At 65.4% G+C, this 21,829-nt stretch carries 23 protein-coding genes, 1 tRNA gene and 1 pseudogene; 17 read left to right on the top strand and 8 right to left on the bottom strand.

The annotated features are described in order from the left end of the window. Positions 1-72: 72 nt before the first annotated feature. Both IPM20_05920 and IPM20_05915 read right to left on the bottom strand, forming a co-directional pair. Positions 73-1,191: an aminoglycoside phosphotransferase family protein gene (locus IPM20_05920; GenBank protein MBK9131161.1), complete on the bottom strand. Its 1,119-nt coding sequence runs from the start codon at positions 1,189-1,191 to the stop codon at positions 73-75. Between the two features lie 40 nt (positions 1,192-1,231). Beyond that, on the bottom strand, positions 1,232-1,531 hold the full coding sequence (locus tag IPM20_05915; GenBank protein MBK9131160.1) for a hypothetical protein: 300 nt from the start codon (positions 1,529-1,531) through the stop codon (positions 1,232-1,234). Between the two features lie 156 nt (positions 1,532-1,687). On the opposite strand from IPM20_05915, the gene IPM20_05910 reads away from it, so the two are divergent. The 3 genes from IPM20_05910 to IPM20_05900 all read left to right on the top strand — a co-directional run bounded on the left by IPM20_05910 (position 1,688) and on the right by IPM20_05900 (position 4,170). Next, positions 1,688-2,083, top strand: coding sequence for a VOC family protein (locus tag IPM20_05910; protein ID MBK9131159.1), 396 nt, complete (start codon positions 1,688-1,690; stop codon positions 2,081-2,083). Between the two features lie 30 nt (positions 2,084-2,113). Further along, complete coding sequence (locus IPM20_05905) at positions 2,114-2,929, top strand: LOG family protein (GenBank protein ID MBK9131158.1); 816 nt, start codon at positions 2,114-2,116, stop codon at positions 2,927-2,929. Between the two features lie 128 nt (positions 2,930-3,057). After that, the gene (locus IPM20_05900) at positions 3,058-4,170 is read left to right on the top strand and encodes a putative zinc-binding peptidase (protein ID MBK9131157.1); all 1,113 of its coding nucleotides are present in this window, start codon (positions 3,058-3,060) and stop codon (positions 4,168-4,170) included. Between the two features lie 20 nt (positions 4,171-4,190). Here the strand turns inward: IPM20_05900 and IPM20_05895 are convergent, their stop codons facing one another. Further along, positions 4,191-4,922, bottom strand: coding sequence for a peptidase (locus tag IPM20_05895; protein ID MBK9131156.1), 732 nt, complete (start codon positions 4,920-4,922; stop codon positions 4,191-4,193). 151 nt (positions 4,923-5,073) lie between these two features. On the opposite strand from IPM20_05895, the gene IPM20_05890 reads away from it, so the two are divergent. Continuing rightward, on the top strand, positions 5,074-6,525 hold the full coding sequence (locus IPM20_05890) for a circularly permuted type 2 ATP-grasp protein (GenBank protein MBK9131155.1): 1,452 nt from the start codon (positions 5,074-5,076) through the stop codon (positions 6,523-6,525). Between the two features lie 2 nt (positions 6,526-6,527). Then, positions 6,528-7,448, top strand: a complete 921-nt coding sequence (locus IPM20_05885; protein ID MBK9131154.1) for an alpha-E domain-containing protein — start codon at positions 6,528-6,530, stop codon at positions 7,446-7,448. Positions 7,449-7,485: 37 nt separating this feature from the next. Here the strand turns inward: IPM20_05885 and IPM20_05880 are convergent, their stop codons facing one another. After that, a complete protein-coding gene (locus IPM20_05880) occupies positions 7,486-8,316 on the bottom strand; it encodes an HAD-IA family hydrolase (protein ID MBK9131153.1) in 831 nt (276 codons plus the stop codon). Between the two features lie 144 nt (positions 8,317-8,460). On the opposite strand from IPM20_05880, the gene IPM20_05875 reads away from it, so the two are divergent. Both IPM20_05875 and IPM20_05870 read left to right on the top strand, forming a co-directional pair. Then, positions 8,461-9,336, top strand: coding sequence for a DMT family transporter (locus IPM20_05875; protein ID MBK9131152.1), 876 nt, complete (start codon positions 8,461-8,463; stop codon positions 9,334-9,336). Further along, entirely contained in the window at positions 9,333-10,271 is a 939-nt protein-coding gene (locus tag IPM20_05870) for a phospholipase A (GenBank protein MBK9131151.1), read from the top strand. The genes IPM20_05875 and IPM20_05870 overlap by 4 nt, the downstream gene beginning before the upstream one ends. Positions 10,272-10,290: 19 nt before the next feature. Here the strand turns inward: IPM20_05870 and IPM20_05865 are convergent, their stop codons facing one another. Further along, positions 10,291-10,866 carry a pseudouridine synthase gene (locus tag IPM20_05865; protein MBK9131150.1) on the bottom strand — a complete coding sequence of 192 codons (576 nt, stop codon included), beginning with the start codon at positions 10,864-10,866 and terminating at the stop codon, positions 10,291-10,293. Positions 10,867-11,032: 166 nt separating this feature from the next. Between IPM20_05865 and IPM20_05860 the strand changes: the two genes are divergently transcribed. Both IPM20_05860 and IPM20_05855 read left to right on the top strand, forming a co-directional pair. Then, on the top strand, positions 11,033-11,695 hold the full coding sequence (locus IPM20_05860; protein ID MBK9131149.1) for a hypothetical protein: 663 nt from the start codon (positions 11,033-11,035) through the stop codon (positions 11,693-11,695). Positions 11,696-11,784: 89 nt separating this feature from the next. Further along, positions 11,785-11,868: transfer RNA gene (locus IPM20_05855), tRNA-Leu, on the top strand. A 407-nt stretch (positions 11,869-12,275) separates the two neighbouring features. On the opposite strand, the gene IPM20_05850 is transcribed toward IPM20_05855, so the two are convergent. After that, a complete protein-coding gene (locus IPM20_05850) occupies positions 12,276-13,064 on the bottom strand; it encodes a TIGR01458 family HAD-type hydrolase (GenBank protein MBK9131148.1) in 789 nt (262 codons plus the stop codon). A 244-nt stretch (positions 13,065-13,308) separates the two neighbouring features. Here IPM20_05850 and IPM20_05845 point away from each other — a divergent pair, with 244 nt between their 5' ends. Continuing rightward, a complete protein-coding gene (locus IPM20_05845) occupies positions 13,309-13,614 on the top strand; it encodes a hypothetical protein (protein MBK9131147.1) in 306 nt (101 codons plus the stop codon). A gap of 111 nt (positions 13,615-13,725) precedes the next feature. On the opposite strand, the gene IPM20_05840 is transcribed toward IPM20_05845, so the two are convergent. Continuing rightward, positions 13,726-14,127, bottom strand: coding sequence for a hypothetical protein (locus tag IPM20_05840; GenBank protein ID MBK9131146.1), 402 nt, complete (start codon positions 14,125-14,127; stop codon positions 13,726-13,728). A 363-nt stretch (positions 14,128-14,490) separates the two neighbouring features. Here IPM20_05840 and IPM20_05835 point away from each other — a divergent pair, with 363 nt between their 5' ends. The 7 genes and pseudogenes from IPM20_05835 to IPM20_05805 all read left to right on the top strand — a co-directional run bounded on the left by IPM20_05835 (position 14,491) and on the right by IPM20_05805 (position 20,733). Further along, the gene (locus IPM20_05835) at positions 14,491-15,114 is read left to right on the top strand and encodes a CDP-alcohol phosphatidyltransferase family protein (protein MBK9131145.1); all 624 of its coding nucleotides are present in this window, start codon (positions 14,491-14,493) and stop codon (positions 15,112-15,114) included. A gap of 4 nt (positions 15,115-15,118) precedes the next feature. Continuing rightward, positions 15,119-15,805, top strand: a complete 687-nt coding sequence (locus IPM20_05830) for an HAD-IB family phosphatase (protein ID MBK9131144.1) — start codon at positions 15,119-15,121, stop codon at positions 15,803-15,805. A 61-nt stretch (positions 15,806-15,866) separates the two neighbouring features. Next, a complete protein-coding gene (locus IPM20_05825) occupies positions 15,867-16,319 on the top strand; it encodes an NUDIX hydrolase (protein ID MBK9131143.1) in 453 nt (150 codons plus the stop codon). A 91-nt stretch (positions 16,320-16,410) separates the two neighbouring features. Beyond that, positions 16,411-17,520 carry a beta-propeller fold lactonase family protein gene (locus IPM20_05820; protein ID MBK9131142.1) on the top strand — a complete coding sequence of 370 codons (1,110 nt, stop codon included), beginning with the start codon at positions 16,411-16,413 and terminating at the stop codon, positions 17,518-17,520. Positions 17,521-17,538: 18 nt separating this feature from the next. Next, positions 17,539-18,081 carry a L,D-transpeptidase gene (locus tag IPM20_05815; protein MBK9131141.1) on the top strand — a complete coding sequence of 181 codons (543 nt, stop codon included), beginning with the start codon at positions 17,539-17,541 and terminating at the stop codon, positions 18,079-18,081. 309 nt (positions 18,082-18,390) lie between these two features. Beyond that, a pseudogene (locus tag IPM20_05810) lies at positions 18,391-19,545 on the top strand (class I SAM-dependent methyltransferase). Between the two features lie 51 nt (positions 19,546-19,596). Beyond that, positions 19,597-20,733, top strand: coding sequence for an NAD(P)/FAD-dependent oxidoreductase (locus IPM20_05805; GenBank protein MBK9131140.1), 1,137 nt, complete (start codon positions 19,597-19,599; stop codon positions 20,731-20,733). A 99-nt stretch (positions 20,734-20,832) separates the two neighbouring features. Here the strand turns inward: IPM20_05805 and IPM20_05800 are convergent, their stop codons facing one another. Next, positions 20,833-21,693: a hypothetical protein gene (locus IPM20_05800; GenBank protein MBK9131139.1), complete on the bottom strand. Its 861-nt coding sequence runs from the start codon at positions 21,691-21,693 to the stop codon at positions 20,833-20,835. Between the last annotated feature and the right edge of the window lie 136 nt (positions 21,694-21,829).

Below are 21,829 nucleotides of genomic sequence, written 5' to 3'. Positions count from 1 at the left end.
TGAAGGGCGTGATGCGTTTATGGGAAGGAACAGGGTTGACTCATGCGATCTGTGTTATCCACCCACTTGCTGTCACCCATCACCTATCACGAGCTCTCCGATCATTCCCTTGATGTCCTTCTCGGACAGTTCGATCTCCGCGGACAAGCGCAGTTGCGTGGTCGCACGCACCAGGTTCTGTTCCGGATATTCGATGCGGAAATAGCGATTGCCTTCGAGATAGTCGGTCAGGAAGCGTACGCCGAGCTCGAACGGGATCAGGCGAATCGCCGCATACAGCAGGTCCGTATCCGTGAAGGGCGCGCGATCGCCCAAGGCGGTGAAATATTCCTGCAACAGCGCCTGGCAGATTTCCAGATCGAAACGCACCGGTTCTCCGAGGCCGGGGGATTCTCCCGCGCGGTTGCAGCAGGAGCGCAGACAGTCGGCGACATCGTGCTGGAGCAGTCCGGGTTTGACCGTGTCCAGGTCGATCAGGCTGACGGCATGGCCGCCGGTTTCATCGAACAGGAAATTGTTGAGCTTGGGGTCGCCGTGGATGACGCGGACGGGGAGTTGTCCCTTCAGTCTCGCCGTCTCGAGTTCGCCGGCCAGGCGCCGGCGCGCGCCGATGAATGACAGAGAGAACCCGAGCTCCTCCGTTTCGGGGAGGGCGCCGGCAGAGGCGCGGGCGCGATCGAAGCGCTCGAGATGACGCGGCGTGTTGTGAAAATCGGGTCGGGTGTCGTGCAGGCGGCGGGTGTCGAGGTCGCTTACCAGCGCATGGAAACGTCCCAGCGCGAACCCCGTCTCCGCGGCGCGCGGCGGACCGTCCGGTTTATCGAAGGTGCACGTGTCCTCAAGATAGGACAGGGCGCGCCACAATGCGCCCTCCGCGTCGAGCATGAAGTCGCGGCCATCGCGCGCCGGACACAAATCGGGAAAGCGCAGGTCGCGATCGCGCGTATCGCGCTGTTGCCGGACTCGGATATGTTCGAGCAGGGTGCGCAGATTGGCGATGATCAACTCGGGTTCGGGAAACGCGCGCCGGTTGATGCGCTGCAGGATCAGGCGCGGCCGCGCCGGATCGTCCGTCCTCACCAGGTAGGTGTCGTTGATGAGGCCGCGGCCATGGGGGTGGATGCCGAGCACGGCGCCATGCGGCACGAAGGCGCGCGCGATTTCTTCCATGGCCGCGGTTACCGCCTGCATGGGAGGCCTGTGTGTGTCATGGCGGTGGTGTGCCATCCGGTCATTCGTTTGAATCCTTTTCCACGGAGAAACGCAGGGTCTGCGCCGCGTCGTCGTCACCCCACGTCAGGCGGTCCCTGCCGCTGATGCGCGGCCAGCGTCGCACGCCCCCCAGCTCGGGTTTCCAGTACAGCGGCTGGATCCAGCCGTACTCGTCACGCCCAAAACCCACCGGAACCTTGCGTTCGAGGACCGCCCTCACCATGGCCTGTTCGGCCGAATCCGCCTCTACCACGGCATTGCGTTCCAGTTCGGGGCGCTCATAAAACGCGGTGACGCGATAGCGTTGTGTCCGTTTCACAGCGATCATCCCGTTGGCGGGCCACCTCGCGCGCCCTCGCGCAGACAGCATAGGCGATTCGCCGGTATATACCAACTGGTAAGGGCGCGCCGGCCGGCAGGGATGAATGTGTTATCATCCCACTCCGAAATGCGGTGCGGATGACAGGGGTCCGTCATGCGGATTAGTGAGATTCACCATGTGAGCATTGTCGTTTCCGATACGACGCGAGCGCTCGCTTTCTATCGCGATGTGCTCGGGCTGGCGGACGTCGCGCGCCCGGACCTCGGCTATCCTGGCGCATGGATCGAGGTGGGTGGCCGCCAGCTTCACCTGCTCGAACTGCCGAACCCCGACCCGGCCGAGGGCCGGCCGCCGCACGTCGGGCGTGATCGCCACATGGCGTTCCTCGTCGACGACCTGGCCGCCTGCGTGGAGCGACTGGAGCGCGCCGGCCGGCCCTATACGCGCAGCCGGTCCGGCCGCGCCGCGCTGTTCTGCCGTGATCCCGACGGCAACGGCATCGAGATTATCGAACACGGGACCGGCGGCGCATCCGCCGCCGGTAGCTGAAACCGCAATCCTAACGGGGAGTGATGCAGCTTGACCAAGCGATCGAAACATTTGTCCGAGGCCTATCTCAATGAGTCGTTTCTCGGCAGCCGCAGCGCACGTTCGCTGCGCATCCTGTCCGAGTACCTGGAGCCGGAGAGCCGCTTTTCCCATTACGCGGTGGATGATACCGTCGTCTTCCTGGGCTCGGCGCGCCTGAAGTCGCGCGAGAACGCCGAGCAGGCGCTTTCCCGCGCCGAGGCCGGGGAGGGTGACGTCGCCGCCGCGCGCCGCGACCTCGATACGTCGACCTATTACGAGGCGGCGCGCGAACTTGCCCGCCGCATCACCGAGTGGTCCAAGGGGCTGGGCGACGAGGAGCGACGTTTCGTGGTGTGCACCGGTGGCGGACCCGGCATCATGGAGGCGGCGAACCGCGGCGCCTCCGAGGCGAAGGGAAAGAACATCGGGCTGACGATTTCCATCCCGGTGGAGGAATTCGACAACCCCTACGTCACGCGCGAGCTCTCGTTCCATTTTCACTATTTCTTCATGCGCAAGTTCTGGTTTGCCTATCTCGCGAAGGCGGTTCTGGTCTTTCCCGGCGGTTTCGGCACCCTGGACGAACTGTTCGAGCTGCTGACGCTGCTGCAGACGCGCAAGATGCGCAAGCACCTGCCGGTGGTGCTGTTCGGTACCCGTTTCTGGCGCGAGGTGATCGATTTCGACGCGCTGATCCGCCACGGCACCATCAGCCCGCAGGACGTCGATCTGATGTTCCGCACCGACTCGGTGGACGAGGCCTACGACTACATCGTCTCGCAGCTCAGCGAATACTCGCTGGAAGAGCGCGGCGCGATCCTGTAGCACGCGGCGGATCTCGGCTCCGGCCGAAAGCCCGCCGGACCGACTGTCATCGGGCGGGCGTAGGACATTGCGCCGCGGGATTGATATAGTGAAATCCGGTTCCGGGGCGGAGGACTGGGGGCGATGCGGTGAAGACTTTTGCATGTGCATGCGGCAACACCCTGCATTTCGAGAACACCCTGTGTCTTGCCTGCGGGCGCGGCGTCGGCTTTCTCCCCGGCGCGCGGCGGCTGAGCGCGTTCGAGGTTGACGGGTCGGGCACGCTGCGTGCGCTCGCGGACGGCCGCCGTTACCGCCTGTGCCGCAACCAGCGGGATTATGAGGTGTGCAACTGGCTGGTGTCTGCCGAGGAACCGCGGGAATACTGCGCCTCCTGCCGCTTGAATCGCCTGATTCCCGATCTCGGAGAAGGGCAGAATCTGGCCCTCTGGTACCGCATCGAGGGCGCCAAGCGCCGGCTGCTGTATACCCTGTACGCACTCGGCCTGCCGGTCACCGGGCGGGACGAGGATCCGGCGCGGGGCCTGGCCTTCGAGTTCCTGGCCGACCCCCAGGCGACGGTGGACGAGTTCGTCAATGAGACCGCCCCGCACCACCGCGTCATGACCGGACACCGCACCGGCGTGATCACCATCAACATCATGGAGGCCGAGGACAGCGTGCGCGAGCGCATCCGCACGCAGATGAACGAGCGTTATCGCACCCTGCTCGGGCACTTCCGTCACGAGAGCGGGCATTACTACTGGGACCGCCTGATCGCCGATTCGCCCTGGCTGGACAGTTACCGCGTCCTGTTCGGCGATGAGCGCACCGACTACGCGGACGCGATGCAACGCTATTATGCCGGCGGGTCACCGCCGGGCTGGCAGCAGTCCTGGATCAGCGCCTATGCGAGCATGCATCCATGGGAGGACTGGGCGGAAACCTGGGCGCATTATCTCCATATGGTCGATACGCTGGAGACCGCACAGGATTTCGGTTCCAGTATCGAGGGGCGCCGCCTGAGCGCCGTGGAGACCGCCCGCGCGCAGGCCGCTTCGGGTTATGGTGCGACAGATTCCTTTGACGCGGTGATGGAGGATTGGACGCGTCTCAGCGTCGCGCTCAACGCCCTCAACCGCAGCATGGGCCTGCCCGACGCCTACCCCTTCGCCGTTGCCGGCCAGGCACTGGACAAGCTGCGGTTTATCCACGCTGTTATCCACAGTGCTGGAAAGCGGGCGGACCTGGCGGCAGGCTGATCCTTTCCGCTGTCCCGCGGTTACTCCCAGTCGAACCGCGGCAGTTCACGGAAGGCATGCTGAAGACCCTCGTTCCAGCGCGTCTGCAGCGACTGGAACAGCGGCATCGACAGCGTGAGCTTGAGTCGTCGCGGCGCATCCAGCCTGTCCTTCTCGCATATCGCCACTTCGATAGGCGGTCCGACCGACAGGTTGCTGCGCATCGTCGAGTCCAGCGACACCAGCGCGCAGCGCGCCGCGTCTTCCAGGGTCGTGTCACCGGTAATCATGCGGTCCAGGATCGGCTTGCCGTACTTGTTTTCCCCGATTTGCAGGAATGGTGTTTGCGGCGATGCGCTGATGTAATTGCCCTGGGGGTAGATGAGCAGGATCTCGGGGGGGCGGCCGTTGATCTGCCCACCCACGATAAAGCTCGCTTCGATGCTGATGTTGGCGTGTTTCGCGGCATCCGCATGCTGGCGCTGCTCGGTCTGGCTCAGGGCGCCGATGTAGTGAGCGATCTCGAACAGGTGCCGCGCCCGGCGCAGGTCGAAATCGGCATCCGGGTCCTCGAGGTGGCGCCGGATGTTGTTGATGACCGCCTGGGTTGTCGCGAGATTTCCCGAGGTCAGGATGAAGATCACGCGATCATCCGGCCAGATGAAGGAGTGCATCTTGCTGTAGGTGGTCACGTAATCAACGCCGGCACTGGTGCATGAGTCGGATGCGAACACCAGACCGCGGTCGACTTTGATCGCGAGGCAGTACGTCATGGTGGAGTCCCTGTTTCGATATGGATCAATGCTCTGGTTGCGTGCACCCGCATAGTGCAGCGCTCAATCCCGTTTGCAGGTCTGGTTTCCCGTGCGGTATGTTAGGGAACATTAGCACGAAAAACGACGGGGAAATACTGCGCTGCGCGCCATGGCGATCCGCTGGGGGAGTTACAGAGTCAAGGGCATACACGACGAGCTGATACGCGCGGCCGGCCGCGCACGGCCGGCCGCGCGTATGCTGTGCCAGTACCTGCGCGCGCTCAAGGACGAGGAGATCGCCGAGTACAAGGCGGCGGCGGAGCTGGCCATCCGAGTCATGGGTATCACCTTCCGCGTCTACACGGAGGAAGAAGGCTCCATCGACCGCGCCTGGCCGTTCGATATCATCCCGCGCGTCATTGCCCGCGATGAGTGGCGCCGCATCGAGGCCGGGCTGCGCCAGCGCGTGCGCGCGCTCAATCTGTTCATCGACGACGTCTACCATGGACAGCGTGCGTTGCAGGACGGGGTCGTCCCGGCGGAACTGATCGCGGATTCGAAGAACTTCCGCCCGCAATGCGTCGGCATCGATCCGCCGCGCGGCGTATGGGCGCACATCTGCGGTTCCGACCTGGTGCGCGACAGCGATGGCACCGTGTACGTGCTGGAGGACAACCTGCGCGTACCGTCCGGGATCTCGTACATGCTGGAGAACCGCGCAGTGATGAAGCGCGTTTTCCCGGAGCTGTTCCAGAGCCACAGCATCCTCCCGGTCGACGACTATCCCTCGCAGCTGTACGACATGCTGGCATCGCTGTCGCCGCGACCCGGCCCGCGGCCCGAGGTGGTGGTACTGACGCCCGGGGTGTTCAACTCAGCCTACTTCGAGCATTCCTATCTGGCGCAGCAGATGGGTGCGGAGCTGGTGGAGGGCAGCGACCTGGTCGTCGGCAACGACGATTGCGTGTACATGCGCACCGTCGACGGACTTGCTCGCGTCGATGTCATCTACCGCCGCATCGACGACCTGTTCCTCGACCCCGAGGTGTTCAATGCGGACTCGCTGCTCGGCGTGCCGGGGCTGATGCGGGCGTGGAAGGCCGGCAAGGTCGCGCTCGCCAATGCGCCCGGGGCCGGCGTCGCCGACGACAAGGTCATTTACAGCTATGTGCCCGACCTGATCCGCTACTACCTGGCGGAGGAGCCGTTGTTGCCGAATGTGCCGACCTACCGCTGCGTCAACCGCGACGAGCGCGATTACGTGATCGCCAATCTGGAGAAGCTGGTGGTCAAGCCGGCCAACGAATCCGGCGGCTACGGCATGCTGATCGGTCCACAGTCGACGGCGGAGGAGCGCGAACGCTTCGCGCGCCTGATCCGGCGCGACGCGCGCAACTACATCGCGCAGCCGCACCTGACCCTGTCGACGACGCCCACCCTGGTCGGCAACCGCGTCGAGCCGCGCCATGTCGACCTGCGCCCGTTCATCCTGTCCGGGCAGGAGACCTACGTCACCACCGGCGGACTGACGCGCGTCGCGCTGCGCAAGGGCTCGAGCGTGGTGAACTCCTCCCAGGGCGGCGGCAGCAAGGATACCTGGATCGTGGATACCGAGGCCTGAGCATGCTGTCGCGCGTGGCCAACAACCTGTACTGGATGGCGCGCTATATCGAGCGCGCCGAGAACACCGCGCGCCTGGTCAACGTCAACACCCATTTGCTGCTCGACCTGCCGCGGCACATTCGCCCCGGATGGGAACCGATCATCGACATCAGCGGCAGCCGGCCGCTGTTCTTCGCCCAGCACCAGGAAGTGGACGAACGCAGTGTGGTGCGCTTCCTCGTCGCGAGCTCCAACAACCCCGGCTCGCTGCTGAGCTCGCTGTACGCGGCGCGCGAGAACGCGCGCACCACGCGCGACTTCATGCCGCGCGAGGTGTGGGAGCAGGTGAACCAGCTCTACCTGTTCGCGAAGGAGAACGCCGGACTCGCTCTGGTGCAGCGTTCGCGCTATGACTTCCTGAGCGGAGTCATCCGCGGCGTGCAGACCATCACCGGTGTGCTCTCCGGCGCCATGATGCACGACGAGGGCTATGACTTCCTGCGCATGGGCCGCAACCTCGAGCGTGCCGACATGACCACGCGCATCATCGATGTGCGTTCGGTGACGCTGCTCCCGGAGCTGCACGAGGACCTGACGCCGTTCGAGAATATCCAGTGGATGAGCGTGCTGAAATCGCTCACCGCCTATCAGATGTACCGCCGTACCATGCAGGTGCGCGTGCGCCGTCCCGATGTGCTGCGTTTCCTGCTGCAGGAACGCTGTTTCCCGCGTTCGTTCTATCACGCTGTTTCCGAGGCCGAGTCCTGCCTGCGCCAGCTCCCGCGGCCCGCCGTTCCGCTCGGCGCGCTGCACGAGGTGCAGGATCTGGTGCGCGCCGCCAAGCCCGACCTGTTGCAGCAGGACGAGCTCCATCGTTTCATCGACGATCTCCAGCTCGGCCTGATACGCGTCAACGACGCCATCGCGGCGGCGTATTTCTGAATAATAAGGATGGGGACGGACTTAAGTCTGTCCCCATTTAGAGTCCGTCGAGCAGCCAGGTGGGGCGCAGATGCGCCGGTAGCGATGCCGGGATGGCGGCCGAGATGCCGCCCGCGACCAGCGCTGCGTCGAGACCGAACTCGCGCGCGCCGCGGATATCGGTGGCGAGCTGGTCGCCGATCATGATCATGTCGCGCGTGCCGCTGCGGCGCAGCGCCTCCGCGAAGATCGTCGCATGCGGCTTGCCGAGGCGGAGGAAACCCAGGTCGGTGCGCCCCGGATAGCGCAGGGCGAGCGCCGCCTCGAACATCAGCGCCATGGTGCCGGCGGCGATGCCGTACTCTCCGGCGGACTTGAGAAATACCAGGTCGGGGTTGGGCAGGATCAGATGCACCCCGTCGCCGCGGTCGATCCGGGCATAGAGCACGGACAGGGTGCGGTCGATGCCGTCCAGGAACGGAAAGCCATTCTCGTCGCACAGGACCAGGGTCTCGAAATCCTCCCCCAGAGGCATGCTGACCCCGCCGGCCTGCTCGACGAAGCGGACGCTGTCCGGTGTGCCGAGCACCGCGCAACGACTGCCCGTGAACCCGTGCTCCTCGAAACAGGCGGGCAGCAGCGTGCCGGCGGAGATGATGCGATCGGGGTCGATCTCCAGTCCAAATCCCCGATAGCGCCGGCTCGCGGTCTCCGGCAGTTTGGAGGCGTCATTGGTCAGCAGGTAGTAGGGTTTGCCCATGCGGTTGAGGCGCCCGATCAACTCGCGCGCGCCGGGCAACGCGCCTGCGGTGTCCACCAGCACGCCGTAGGCGTCGAGCAACAGGACGGCATGGCGCTCGATAAGCGCGTCGATAGAAGTCGTCTTCATGTATTCCACAGGTTCCAGTAATATCGGGTGCGCCGGTCCCGGCGCGTGCATCGTGCGATGGTAGGGGCCGCGCCATGCAAAGGCAACGGGAACACATGAAACAGCCCAGATCCCCCCTCCGACCCGCCGGGCAGCCAGGCTGACGTGCACTGGCTCGTCCTCGCGCTGATCTGCGCCATCTCCCTTGGCGCGGCGGATGCCCTGACCCGGCACTATTTCCGGGACTATCGCGGCTGGGAGCTGGTGCTGCTGCGCTTCGCCGTGCCGGGGATCATGTTGCTGCCGCTCGCCATGGCGACTCCGATCCCGGACGCGCTGCCGCCGGCGTTCTGGGGCGGCATGCTGGTGCTCACCCCGCTCGAACTGGGGGCGATGTGGCTCTACGTGCGCGCCATCCGCGACAGCCCGCTCTACCTCACGCTGCCGTATGTGTCCTTTACCCCGGTGTTCAACGTGCTGACCGGCTATCTGTTTCTCGGCGAGACCATCAGCGCGCGCGGTTTCTCCGGTATTCTGCTGGTGGTGCTCGGTACCTACCTGCTCAATCTGGAGCGGGATTCGCGCGGGGTCCTCCGCGCCGGGCTCGAGCCGCTGCGCGCCATCACCCGTGAGCGCGGCGCGCGCGAGATGCTCCTCGTGGCCGTGGTCTATGCCGTCACCTCGGCGCTGGGCAAGCGGGTCATGGGATACGCCACGCCGGAGAGTTTCGGCGCGTTTTACTTCGTGTTCATCGGCGGCACCGCGCTGGCGGCGACCCTTGTCCTGCGGCCCGCCGGGTTGCGTGTGCTGGCGCGGCGACCTCTGCCGCTGTTCCTGGTCGGCGGACTGATGGCCGTCATGGTGGTGACGCACTTCATCGCCATCGCCGGGGTGGAGGTGGCGTATTTCCTCGCGGTCAAGCGGAGCAGCCTGATTTTCGCTATCGTATTCGCCATGGTTCTGTTTCACGAGCGTCCCGCCGGACGCCACCTCCTCGCGAGCGTGTTGATGGTCGCCGGCGTGGCCCTGATCCTGCTATGAGGACAAGGCATTCCGCGGGTGGCGGCACGTTGGCGGCGGGGCGCCGCATCCTGCCGGCTGTCATGTGCGTGATGGCGATCGCGGGCGCGCGGGCGGAGGAGGCCGCCGCGCCGTCCTCGAGCGTGACGACGGGCCATACCTACCAGTCGCCGCTCGACAAGCGCATCGAGATCGAGCAGATGTCCCAGGACAATCCCTTCGTGTTGACCTCGCACAAGCCGACCTATCTGTTACCGATCTCCTATAACAGCCGCCCCAACGGCGCCGCCGTGGGTGGGGATGGCGGCGATCTGGACAGCATCGAGATGAAGTTCCAGATCAGCCTGAAGTTCAGCGTGTGGCGCCATATCTTCGGCGACAATGGCCACTTGTCACTGGCCTATACCCAGCAGGCCTACTGGCAGGCCTACAACCGCGAGATTTCTTCGCCGTTCCGCGAAACCAGTCATGAACCCGAGGCCATGCTCTCCTTTACCACCGATTTCGACGTGCTCGGCATGCGCAATCGCATGCTGGTATTCGGTTTCGTGCATCAGTCGAATGGCCAGACCGAGGAGTCTTCGCGCAGCTGGAACCGCCTCTATGCCAACTTCATCCTGGAGCGGCGCAACCTGGTGATCAGCTTCCGGCCCTGGTACCGCCTGCCCGAGGATGTCGAGGATGACGACAACCCTGACATCGAGGACTATCTCGGCCACGGCGACCTGACGCTGGCCTACGAGAGCGAACGCCATGTCTACAGCCTGCTGTTCCGCAACAACCTCAAGACCGGTGGTGACAACCATGGGGCGATACAGCTCGACTGGAGCTTCCCGCTCAAGGACAGGATCAAGGGCTATGTGCAGATCTTCAACGGCTACGGCGAAAGCCTGATCGATTACGACCGCTCGGTGACCCGTCTCGGCCTCGGTATCATGCTGAACGACTGGTTGTGAAAAATACAGAACTGAGTCTTTAGTCTTCAGTCCTGTCTTTCAGACAGGCCGGATCCACGTAGCGCCACGCACCCGGAGCCAGCCCGTCCAGCGTGATGGCGCCGATCGCGTAGCGGATCAGGCGCAGGGTGGGGTGGCCGACCGCGGCGGTCATGCGCCGCACCTGGCGGTTGCGGCCCTCGCGGATGGACAACCGGATCCAGGCGGCGGGGATGTTCGCCCGGAACCGGATGGGCGGATCGCGCTGCCACAGTCCGGCCGGTTCCTCGATGCGTTCGACGCGCGCCGGCCGGGTCGGCCCATCGTTCAGTTCCACGCCCGCCGCCAGCCGGCGCAGCGCGACGTTGTCCGGGATGCCTTCCACCTGTACCCAGTAGGTCTTCCATAACTTGAAGCGCGGATGCGCGATGCGCTGCTGCAGCGTGCCGTCGTCGGTGAGCAGGACCAGGCCCTCGCTGTCGCGGTCGAGGCGGCCCGCCGGACGGAAACCCGGCGCGCGCAGGCAATCGGCCAGCGTCCGTCGCGCACCGCCCGCGTCACTGAACTGGCACAGCATATCGTAGGGTTTGTTGCAGGCGATGAGTCGGGTGCTCATGGGGTGATTATTGCAGTTTCTCATCGCGCCGTATCGGGGCTGGCTCGCCAAGCCGGCCGTCACCCGGGCGAGGGCCGGAATTTTACCGACGGACGGCTAGGAGCGACGGCGGGGTATGGATTAAGATAGGTGCATTCATCGATGTACAGCCTGAGAGAGGGAAACCATGACGGGATCCACGTATGTGCTTCGATTGAGTGTGCTGCTGGGGGCGTTCCTGTTATCGCTGGCGCCCGGGGCGCGGGCGGACGTCACCGACCCCGCCATCACGACAGGGCGCGAACTCTTCTACCAGGGTGTCGACGGGGACAAGCGCGCGGTGCGCGAGGCGCTGCGGTTATTCAGGGAATTGAAGGCGGAGCGCCCGGACGATCCTCTCGTTCAGGCCTACCTCGGCGCCTGCGGGGCGCTGCTCGGGAGGGACGGCAGCAACGTGACGGCCAAGCGTACCAACACCGGCCAGGCCGTGCGTGATCTCGACGCCGCCCTGGTCATGCTGTCGCGGCAGGAGGGCGACGACGGCGCAGTCACGGCGTCGAGCATTCTCGAGACCAAGCTCGTCATTGCCAACGCCTTCCTGCACATCCCCAGTTTCTACAATCGCCTGGAGGACGGCCAGCGCCTGCTGCGCGAGCTCCAGCGGGATCCTCGCCTCGACTTCATGTCGCCGGGTTTTCGCGCCTCCGTCCTGGTGTCCGCGGCTACGGTCGCGCGGATGAACGAGCGTCCGGATGATACCGTGCATCTGCTGAAGCGCGCGCAGGAACTCGATCCGGCAGGTCGCGAGGGGCGGCGCGCGCAGCATATGCTGGCTGTCGAGACCGAGTGACCACCCGGCGATTCCGCGCGAGGCCAGCGGGACTTCGTGCTACCATAAGCGCCTGCACCGGCCGTCCGCGCCGAGTGACGGCATACGACGCGCAGGTGGCGAAACGGCAGACGCGCTGGTTTTAGGTACCAGTGGGGCAACCCGTGAGAGTTCGAGTCTCTCCCTGCGCACCAGAAGACTGCCGGCCGGACGCTTGTCCGGTTTCTGTTATCAAGCGCGACTACCGTTTTCCGGTCGGCGATATCCCGCGCCGGATTTTCCCCTCCGGGCAAGATGCAAGCCGGAACTTCGCCCGCGGTACCGAATGATCTCCCGCGGCCGCACGGTGTGGCAGGGATAGCCGAGTCCTGAACAATCCTGGTTGTCGAGCGCCTCCCGTGCGTTAAGGGGAATGTTCAGGTTTCCGCTGCCCGTCCCGGGGTTCCGGCCGGACCCCGGTGCGATTGCGTCCATGGGCGCGGCTTGCTGAAGTGCAGGGCCGGATCGTGCGCGAAATCCTCGTCAGCATCGAACCAGTAGTTCCGCACGGATGCCGAGGAGCCGCAGCCGGGCACGGACCGGACAGTGGCATCGGGTTTGATCATTCATGAATATTTTCCCGCCACCAGGCGGGCAGGGCGGCGATGGAGGGGAGCACGCCGTCGGGGACGATCCCGAGTTCCAGGTCCTGCGGACGGAATTTTCCGGTGCGCACCAGCAGACCGTGTATGCCGGCATGCTGGGCGGCGGCGATGTCGGTGCGGATGTCGTCACCGATCATCCAGGTGTCGGCGGCGGAGGTGCCGAGCACCCCGAGCGCCATTTCGAAGAACGCGGCCGCCGGTTTTCCCATCACGATCGCGTCGATGCCGCTGGCGTACTCCAGGGCCTTGACGAACGGCCCGGCATCCAGCTGCAGTCCGTCCGCGGCGCGCCAGTATCGCGTCAGGCCCAGGGCGATGAGCTGCGGCCGCGGTTCGCTCATCAGCAGCCGGAAGGCCTCATTCAGGCGCTCGAACGACCATTCCTGGCCGAGGTCTCCGATCACGACGGCGGCGGGGTGGTCGTTATACTCCGGATCCATCACCGGAAGACTGGCGAATTCCTCGAGCGTCACGCTTGCGACGAACAGCGCACAGCGGCCGGCGCCGTGCTGCCTGAGCCAGAGCGCGGCGGCGAACGGCGGTGCGAGGATCTCGGCGGCTTCGGCCGCGATCCCGATGCGCGCGAGCTTCGGCACCAGGGCCCGGCGCGGGCGTGACGTAGTGTTGGTCAGGAAGAGGTGCGGGATGCCCTGCTCCCGGCACCACGTCACGGCCTCGGCCGCTCCCGCGATGGCGTGGTCGCCTTCGTAGAGCACGCCGTCGAGGTCGATCAGGAGTCCGGGCATGGATTTATCTATAACCCCGGGTCGTGGCCGGAGTCAAAGTTTCCGTACTCCGGCGTGCGGAGCCGCGCCGGAACGACGCGGTGCGGTCCATGGGCCTGACCGAGGCCCCCAATGATTCGATTCAGGTAGCGGGAACCGGCGGCGAGAACTCCTCCGTTTCCATGTCCGCAGCGGGGGATTTCGAAACGGATCCCGGATCCTCTGTTAGAATAGGCGCTGTAGTTGGCATCGGGAGGTACCAAGCGTGGCAGACGAGCAAGAAGAAGCGACTTTCGACGAGGCGGCCTGGCGGGCCGTCGATCTCGGCAACCAATTGGCCCAGGAGGACGACGAGACCGATGTCTGGGATATTGCCGACGGGTTGCTCGCGGGTGCCGTCCAGTATTGGCTGTATTCGCGCGAACCCTGCGACAATCCCCGCTGTGAGGATTGCGCCCCGATCAGCACGGCCGAGCAGCGCCTCGCCGAGTTGATGAAGCTGGTGCGCCAGTACGCGGAGGAAAGCGAGTACTATCATTCCCAAAACGACGCCAACGTCGGTCGCGCCTGAGCCCGGCGTCAGGATGCCCGATACCGTCCGCCGGCCGGCGATCAGATTGCGCGATCGGCCAGGCGGGAAACGCCCGGCCTGATTCCGGCGTAATGTCCGCGCCGGGATCCGTTACTCGTCTTCTTCCTCGCCCCAGTCCTCTTCACCGACCCCATCCGTATCCGCATCGATGGATGAGAACGATTCCTCCTCGCCGAGGGATTTCCTCTCGTTCGGGCTGCGTGTCTGTTTGCGCGCCGGCGCGGCGAACACGCGATCGGGGTTGAATTTGAAGGTGCGGCGCGCCTTGGTATAGGCGTTCTTGAGTTCCTCGGCGAGGCTGGACTCGTCATCCCGCAGCTCACGCAACTTCGGTTCGACCAGTGCGCGGCTGTATTGCAGGATCTCGTCGCGGTTAAGATTGTACAGGTAGATGGTGTTCGGATTGCCGGTTTCCAGGCGTTCGTCGCGCAGCACCGCGCTGCTTCTATCGCCGGCTTCCAGGTACCCGCACCAGAGGGGAGTCTTGGCCATGGTTATCCGTTCATGCTGTCGTGATGTTATGGGTCCAATTGCCGGCATCGGCGATTTACCCTGTAATCCCTCCGCGGATCGAGTCCGGTCGAGGGCGCCGAAGCGGCAAAATATTATTTCCGGAATTGGTATAAAAGCAAGAGTTTGTCCCTGATCGACGGATTATGACAGAGAGGCTTGCGGCGATTCGGTCGGGTCGCGATGCCTCCGTGGTTAGAATTCCCCCGGGGGCGGTCGTATAATCCCGGTCAGGCGCTGGTCCCGCGCCGAGGGGCCGCCGCGGGCAAGAGTCAGAGCGGCTGTGGCGCCGGCGGCGTATGCGGCCGAAGACGGAATGATGCACGACCCTGGGGGGAGATGCCCATGGCGAACATGATCACGTCCTTGCGCTTCATGCTGCTGTTCCTGCTGGTGGGCATGATCTACCTGGCGCCGGCGGTGTGGCGGCTGCTGGACCCCCTTCTGTTGGTCCTCATCATCACCCTCGATGGCCTGGATGGATACGTCGCCCGGCGGCGTGGCGAGAGCTCCCTGTTCGGCTCGGTGTACGACATCGCGGTCGACCGCATCGTCGAAAGCACCCTGTGGATCGTGCTGGCGGACGTCGGACTCGTACCGCTGTGGGTGGCGCTGCTCGTCATCGCACGCGGAGTACTGGTGGATTCGATTCGCGGGCAGGCCGCCGCGCAGGGCGTCGGCGCCTTCGAGATGATGCGCTCCCCCCTGGGGCGGTTCCTGGTGGCGGGTCGGTTCATGCGGGGTCTGTACGGGACGGTCAAGGCCATGGCCTTCGCCTGGATCCTGCTCTTTCAGCCTGTCGCCGAGCTGTGGCCGGGTTGGTGGGAGTCCTGGGGCGGCGTGGTGCAGGCGGTTACCGCGGTGCTGGTGTACGCGGCGGTGGCCTTGTGCCTGCTGCGGGGGGCGCCGGTGATGGTCGAGTTCTACCGCACCGAAGGGCAGCCGCGCAGGCTGCGCGCGGCGAGATGAGCGCATGCGGCTGGTTCTGATCGACCTGGACGGCACTCTGCTGGACCCTCCGAGCAGCGAGCGGCGCTTCATTCGCCACCTGGCCCGGGCCGGGCTGCTGGGGCCGCGGCAATGGCTGTCGGCCGGACTGTTCTTCCTGCGCTGGACCCCGCGTTACGGGCGCGCGGTCGCGCGCAAGAACAAAGCCTATCTGTGCTCACTCGAAGCGCCGCGCGTCGCGCGGATCGCGCAGGCCTTCGTCGCTGCGGAGCTGTTGCCGCGCCTGCGACCCGCCATCCTCGAGCGCTTGCGGCGGCATGTCGCGGCGGGAGACGCCCTCGTGCTGCTGACAGGCGCCCCCGATTTCATCGCTGCCCCGTTGGCGCGCCATCTCGGCGCGCGGTGTTGCGCGGCCACGCCCGTTCTGCGGGCCGGGCGCTATACGGCGCAGCCGCCGCGGCGGCATCCGCTCGGCGCCGGCAAGGTTGGCCTGGCGCGCGCCCTCGCGCGGGCGGCGCGCATGGATCTGCGCCGCTGCGTCGCCTATGCCGACAGCGGTGACGACATCCCCCTGCTGAGGGCGGTGGGGCGGGCCGTCGCGGTCTCTCCCGACCGGCGGCTGACGCGCGAGGCGGCACGGCGCGGCTGGGAGATCCTGCGGCCCGAGCCGCGGACAGGATGGGAGGAACGGATGCTGGAAACGGATGTATAGTGGCGGACGGGAACCGTAATCCGTCAGCGCATGACGGCTCAGACCGCCGAGGAAACCCGCAATGCCCGCACCGCAAACGCCCCGGCTCGCCGCCGACGTGATCATCGAACTGGAGGATGCGGGTCGTGGCATCGTGTTGATCGAGCGCAAATACCCGCCACCTGGCTGGGCCTTGCCCGGAGGTTTTGTCGATGTCGGCGAGACGGTGGAGCAGGCCGCGGTGCGCGAGGCGCTGGAGGAGACGAGTCTGCGCGTGACGTTGCGCTGCCTGCTCGGCTGCTATTCCGATCCGCGCCGCGACCCGCGCGGCCACACCGTGAGCCTGGTCTTCGTCGCCGCGGCGGCCGGTGAACCGCGCGCGCGGGACGATGCCAGGGACCTCCGGGTCGTCAATCCGGCGGCGATCGGCGGGACGCTCGCCTTCGACCATGCGCGCATCGTGGACGACTATCTCCGCTACCGCGAGACGGGTCGCTCACCCGCCTGGTTCCCGCGCGGCGACGGACCCGCGTGAGGGTCCGCGCCGGCCATTCGCCAGGCTTGACCGGCGCGCGGCCGGCCGCTTCTAATGATCACCGAACCGATGTTTCATGACAGGGGGGAAGATGAAACTGTGGAAAGAATATGGCTGCGGTGTCGTGCTCGCGGCGGGTCTGACAGTGCTCGCGCCGGCGGCTGCGGCCGGCCAGCCGGTGTCACAGGGCGAATACGTGTTTTCCGCGAACCAGGCCGATCACAGCCTGTCCGCCTATCGCGTCGATGCGGAGAACGGCGCGCTCCTTCCGCTGGAAGGTTCGCCGTTCGATACGGGCATGTTTCCGGTCTCGGTCGCCGTGTCTCCCGGCGGACATTTCGTTTACGTGAGTAACCAGGGTTCTGGCACCGTGTCCGGTTTCGCTGTCACGGAGGATGGCCGCTCCCTCGCGCCCCTGCCCGGTTTCCCCTATCGCGTCGATTCCTATCCCGATGCGGTGACGATTACACCGGACGGCCGTTTTCTGCTGGTGAGCTACGAGGACGAGGGCATCGTGGAGACCTTCCGCATCGACGCCGGGTCCGGCGTCCTGAGCGCGACGCACCAGCGGACGAGGACGGGGCGGCATCCGATCTCGATCACGGTCGCGCCGAACGGCCGCTTCGCGTTCATTTCCAACTATGACGACGACAGTATCGATGCCTACCGTTTCGACGGCGACAGCGGCGCCCTCGCGCCGGTGGGGGCAAAGGCGAAGACGGATACCCATCCGATCTATATCGCGGTCAGCGCCGACAGCCGGTTCCTCTATACGGCCAACTACGGTTCGACCACGGTCTCGGCCTTTCGCATCGACGCCGAGAGCGGAATGCTCAGCCCGGTCCCGGGTTCACCCTTCGTGGCGGGGGCCAAGCCATATTCCGTCACCATCGATCCGGAACAGAGGTTTCTCTATGTCGCCAACTGGGCCGGGCACGACGTCAGCGTGTTCGATCTGAATCGCGACAGCGGCGTACTCGCCGAGGTCGCCGGTTCACCCTTCAAGGCCGGCTGGTATCCCTACGCCGTGGTGGTCGATCCGCAGGATCAGTACGTCTATGTCGCCAACAATGGCGAGGCCTCGATCTCCGCCTATGATATCGAGGAGGGCACCGGCGCGCTGAAGCCGCTGCGGAATTCGCCGTTTCTCTCCGGTCTGGGGCCGTACTCCCTGGCGATTGCCGCGAATCACGGGGGTTGACGCCGCGGCGGAAGCGCGATGCGTTTGATCCCGGTCCTGTCGTTCCTGCTGGCCGCGGCGGCCTGTGCGCCCGCCGCGGCGGAACCGTGGCTGCTCGTCGACAGTGAGAAGGGCACGCTGGCGGTGATGGAGGAGGGGCGGACCGTGCGCGTGTTCCGCCATATCGCCATGGGGCGGGGCGGTGTCGTCGCCGCCCGCCGCGCCGGTGACGGGACGACCCCGCGCGGGGAGTTCCGCATCGCCTGGGTCAATCCCGACAGTTCCTATCATCTCTTTTTCGGCCTTGATTATCCCGGTATGACACAGGCGGAAGAGGCCTTGAGCAGGCGCTTGATCGATCCCGCGACCTACGAACGTATCCGCCGCGCGCGTGATCGTGGCGAACTGCCGCCGCAGGATACCGCGTTGGGCGGCTACATCGGCATCCATGGCATCGGCGCGATGAATGCCGGGATCAACCCGCGCTACAACTGGACACAGGGCTGCATCGCCCTGTCAGACGAGGAGATCGATCAACTGGCGCGGTGGGCGGGTATCGGTACCCGGGTGGTGATCCGCTGACGGGCGGTGAACGAGGCTGCGCGTGATTCTTGGAATCAGGCGTAACTGCATGATTAAAAATGTTAAATGCGGAAAATTTCCGGTTTCGGGTGGGCACAATGAAGTGCATCATTGAAACGAAACCGGTTCCGTGTATAGCATGGAAGGCGTGGTTGGCTCTGCTCTAGGGAAGGTTGACCCATGAAAGATCGCGAGAAGGAGTTGGTGAGTGTGCCCTCCGGTCCGAGATCGACGCGACCGCGGGACGCGGGGGATGCAGACCGCGCGACGGGTCGCGTGAGCGGAATCGAGCGGCGCCTGCTGGCATATATGCTCGACGCCATCGGTAACCCGCCGGTGCAGTTCGTGCTGTGGGACGGGGAGCGGTTCGAGCGCTCCAGAAGGACTCCCGTCGCGCGCGTGCACGTGCACGACCGCAGCGCGCTGTTGCGCCTGATCCTGGACCCCGAACTTTACTTCGGCGACGCCTATACGAACGGCAGTATCGAAGTCGAAGGCGACCTCGTCGGGTTCCTCGAGAGCGTCTACCGCAGCATGGCGCGGACCGGCGCGCACAGGCCGCTGCGAAAATTCCTGCTGCGATGGTTCCATCGGCCGCGTTCCACCGCGATCACGCAGGCGCGTGACAACATCTACAGCCACTATGACATCAGCAACGAGTTCTACCGCCTGTGGCTCGACGAGCGCATGGTGTACACCTGCGCCTATTTTCCCGCGCCTGAGGCGACCCTGGAGCAGGCCCAGCTTGCCAAGATGCATCATGTCTGCCGCAAGCTGCGCCTCCGCCCGGGCGAGAGCGTCGTGGAGGCGGGTTGCGGCTGGGGTTCCCTGGCGCTGTTCATGGCGCGCCACTATGGCGTGCGTGTGCGGGCCTACAATATCTCGCGCGAACAGATCGCCCATGCGCGCCATCAGGCGGAGCTGCAAGGTCTGGATTCCCGCGTGGAATTCATCGAGGACGATTATCGCAATATTGCGGGCAGCTACGATGCCTTCGTCTCGGTGGGCATGCTCGAGCATGTCGGGCAGAGATATTATCGCGCGCTCGGCGAGGTGATCGACCGCGTACTGAAGGACGACGGCCGCGGGCTCGTCCATTCGATCGGACGTATCCGGCCGGGTCAGATGAACGCTTGGATCGAGAAGCGCATCTTCCCCGGCGCCGCGCCGCCCAGCCTGGCGGAAATGATGGAAATCTTCGAGCCCGCCGGCCTGGCCGTGCTCGACGTCGAGAACCTGCGTCTGCACTATGCCCGCACGCTGGAGCACTGGCTGCGGCGTTTCGACCGCGCCGAGGCCCGCATCGAGGAAATGTTCGATGCGCGCTTCGTGCGTGCCTGGCGGCTCTATCTGGCGGGATCCATCGCCGCGTTTCTGAGCAGTGATCTGCAGCTGTTCCAGGTGGTTTTCAATCGCGGATCCAGCAACGAGGTGCCGTGGACGCGGGAGCATCTGTACCGGGACGGCACCCGGATAGGTCCGCGCCGGCAAGCGCGGAGGCGGCGGCGCGTGAGCCTGCGCCCGTCTGACGCCTGCGACGCCCTGATCATCGGCGGCGGGCCGGCCGGCTCGACCTGCGCCCGCGCGCTGCGCCGCGCCGGTCTCGATGTCCTGGTGATGGACCGGCAGGATTTCCCGCGCGACAAGGTCTGCGCCGGCTGGATCACCCCGGCGGTGGTCGATCTGCTGGATCTCGATGTGGACGAGTACCGGCGGGGACGGGTGTTCCAGCCGATTACGGCCTTTCTGACCGGGATCGACGGCGGGCCGCAGGTGGCCACGGACTACGGCCGCGTGGTCAGCTTTGGCATCCGGCGCTGCGAGTTCGATGATTACCTGCTGCGACGCTCCGGGGCGCGGCTCGCGCTCGGCGAGTCGCTCGACTCGATGCGGCGTACTAGAGTTGGCTGGGTGGTCAACGATCGTATCGAAACGCGGCTGGTGATCGGCGCGGGCGGGCATTTCTGTCCGGTCGCGCGTCACCTCGGGGCCAGGCCCGGTAGAGGGGAGATCGCCGTCGTGGCGCAGGAGATCGAGTTCGAGCTCGATGCCGAGCAGCAGCGCGCCTGCCGCATCCGGCCGCACACCCCGGAGCTGTTCTTCTGCGATGACATGAAAGGTTACGGCTGGTGTTTCCGCAAGGGGGATTTTCTCAACGTCGGCCTGGGCCGCGAGGGCGGCCATCAGCTTTCCCGGCATGTGCAGGCCTTTCGCGCGTCGCTCATCGCGCAGGGCAAGATTCCGCCCGGTACCCCGGTCGATTTTCACGGACACGCCTATCTGTTGTACTCCAGCGCGCGGCGCACGGTGATCGACGATGGTGTGCTGCTGATTGGTGATGCCGCGGGCCTGGCCTATCCGCAGAGCGGTGAGGGCATCCGCCCGGCGATCGAGTCGGCGCTGATGGCGGCACAGAGTGTATGCGCCGTGCGCGGCGATTATCGCCGTTCCAGCCTGGCGCCCTACCAGGATCGGCTGCACGCGCGCTATGGCCTGCGTGTGGCGCCGGCGTCGCAGGGCATGCTGTCCGGTCGCCTCAGGCAGGCGCTGGCGGGCTGGCTGCTGGGTTCGCGCTGGTTCGCGCGCCATGTCGTGCTGGACCGCTGGTTCCTGCACGCGCACGAGAAACCGCTGGTGACGCCTTCTGCGTGAGCGGGACCTGGTTCGAAATCAGGGGGAATGAACCGGGCAGGATGGAAACACCGGACATGCCGCGCCGGTGTTCTGGCGCGGCATGTCCGGTGGACGGATTCAGGCGCTCTTCTTCGCCGGTGCGAACAGATCGAAGTCGGCAACGTTGGTCTGCCACTTTCCGTTGCTCACGGTCACCTCGATGATGTCGGAATCCTCCGTTTCCTCGGGCTGGGCCGGCGGCTGTGGGGTGGCGGCGGGTCTCATCTGCATCTGTCGATGACGGCGCAGTATCTTGTCGCGCGCGGCGGCGTACACCTCCTCCGTCAGAATGCCCTGGTCGCGCAGGCGCCGGTGCTCGCGCAGCTCCGCGCCCAGCTTCTGGTCCGGCTTGCGCCGGTCGCTGCGTTGCGCCGCCTGGATATGCTGCACCAGCTCGCGGCCGAAGGCCTCGAACTCCGCGCGATTGGGGGCATTGTTGTACATCTCCAGCAGCACCGCGTCACCGCTCTGGCTGTGGAAGCGGACCAGGTTCTGCGAGCGATGTACGAACACCAGCAGGGCGATCACCGAGGCGCACAGGGTCAGCAGCGTGAACGGACTCCAGGCGTGCGTGTACCAGGGCATGCGCGAGAACATGCTGGCAAGCGTGAGAATCGCGCACAGACCGAACATGCCGCCTGAGGTGTACAGTGAGTGGCGATCGTTTTTGACGAAGAAATGCGGCGTCGAGTCGAGCAGCGCGAGGTCTACCCAGTACTGACGCGCCTTGCCGCCGAAGTTCTTGCGGTAAATTGACAGGAAGCGGCGATCGAAGATGGTATAGTGCGAGGTCTGCGCCCGCAGATAGCTCACTTGCGACAACTGGATCAGGATGGACGGGCGCGGCGTGCCGCGCTCCGCCTCGGCGGCGATCTGAATGTGATCCTCCGCGGGGTGCCTGTTTTCCGTTTCCTGGGCAAGGGTTGCGCTGTGCTCCATGATGTTCACCGCCTCCATAGATATGTTGGGTTGTGTATGCCGTCTGACGCCGTCTCCGCGGGGGCGGGGACAGGCGCATCGACCGCGCTCGGGAATGGCGACTCGACTTGGGGGTGCTGTTTATTATCAACAGCGA

This window comes from Gammaproteobacteria bacterium (assembly GCA_016716465.1).
Classification (GTDB): domain Bacteria; phylum Pseudomonadota; class Gammaproteobacteria; order SZUA-140; family SZUA-140; genus JADJWH01.
This window is presented reverse-complemented; position numbering and strand designations above follow the sequence as displayed.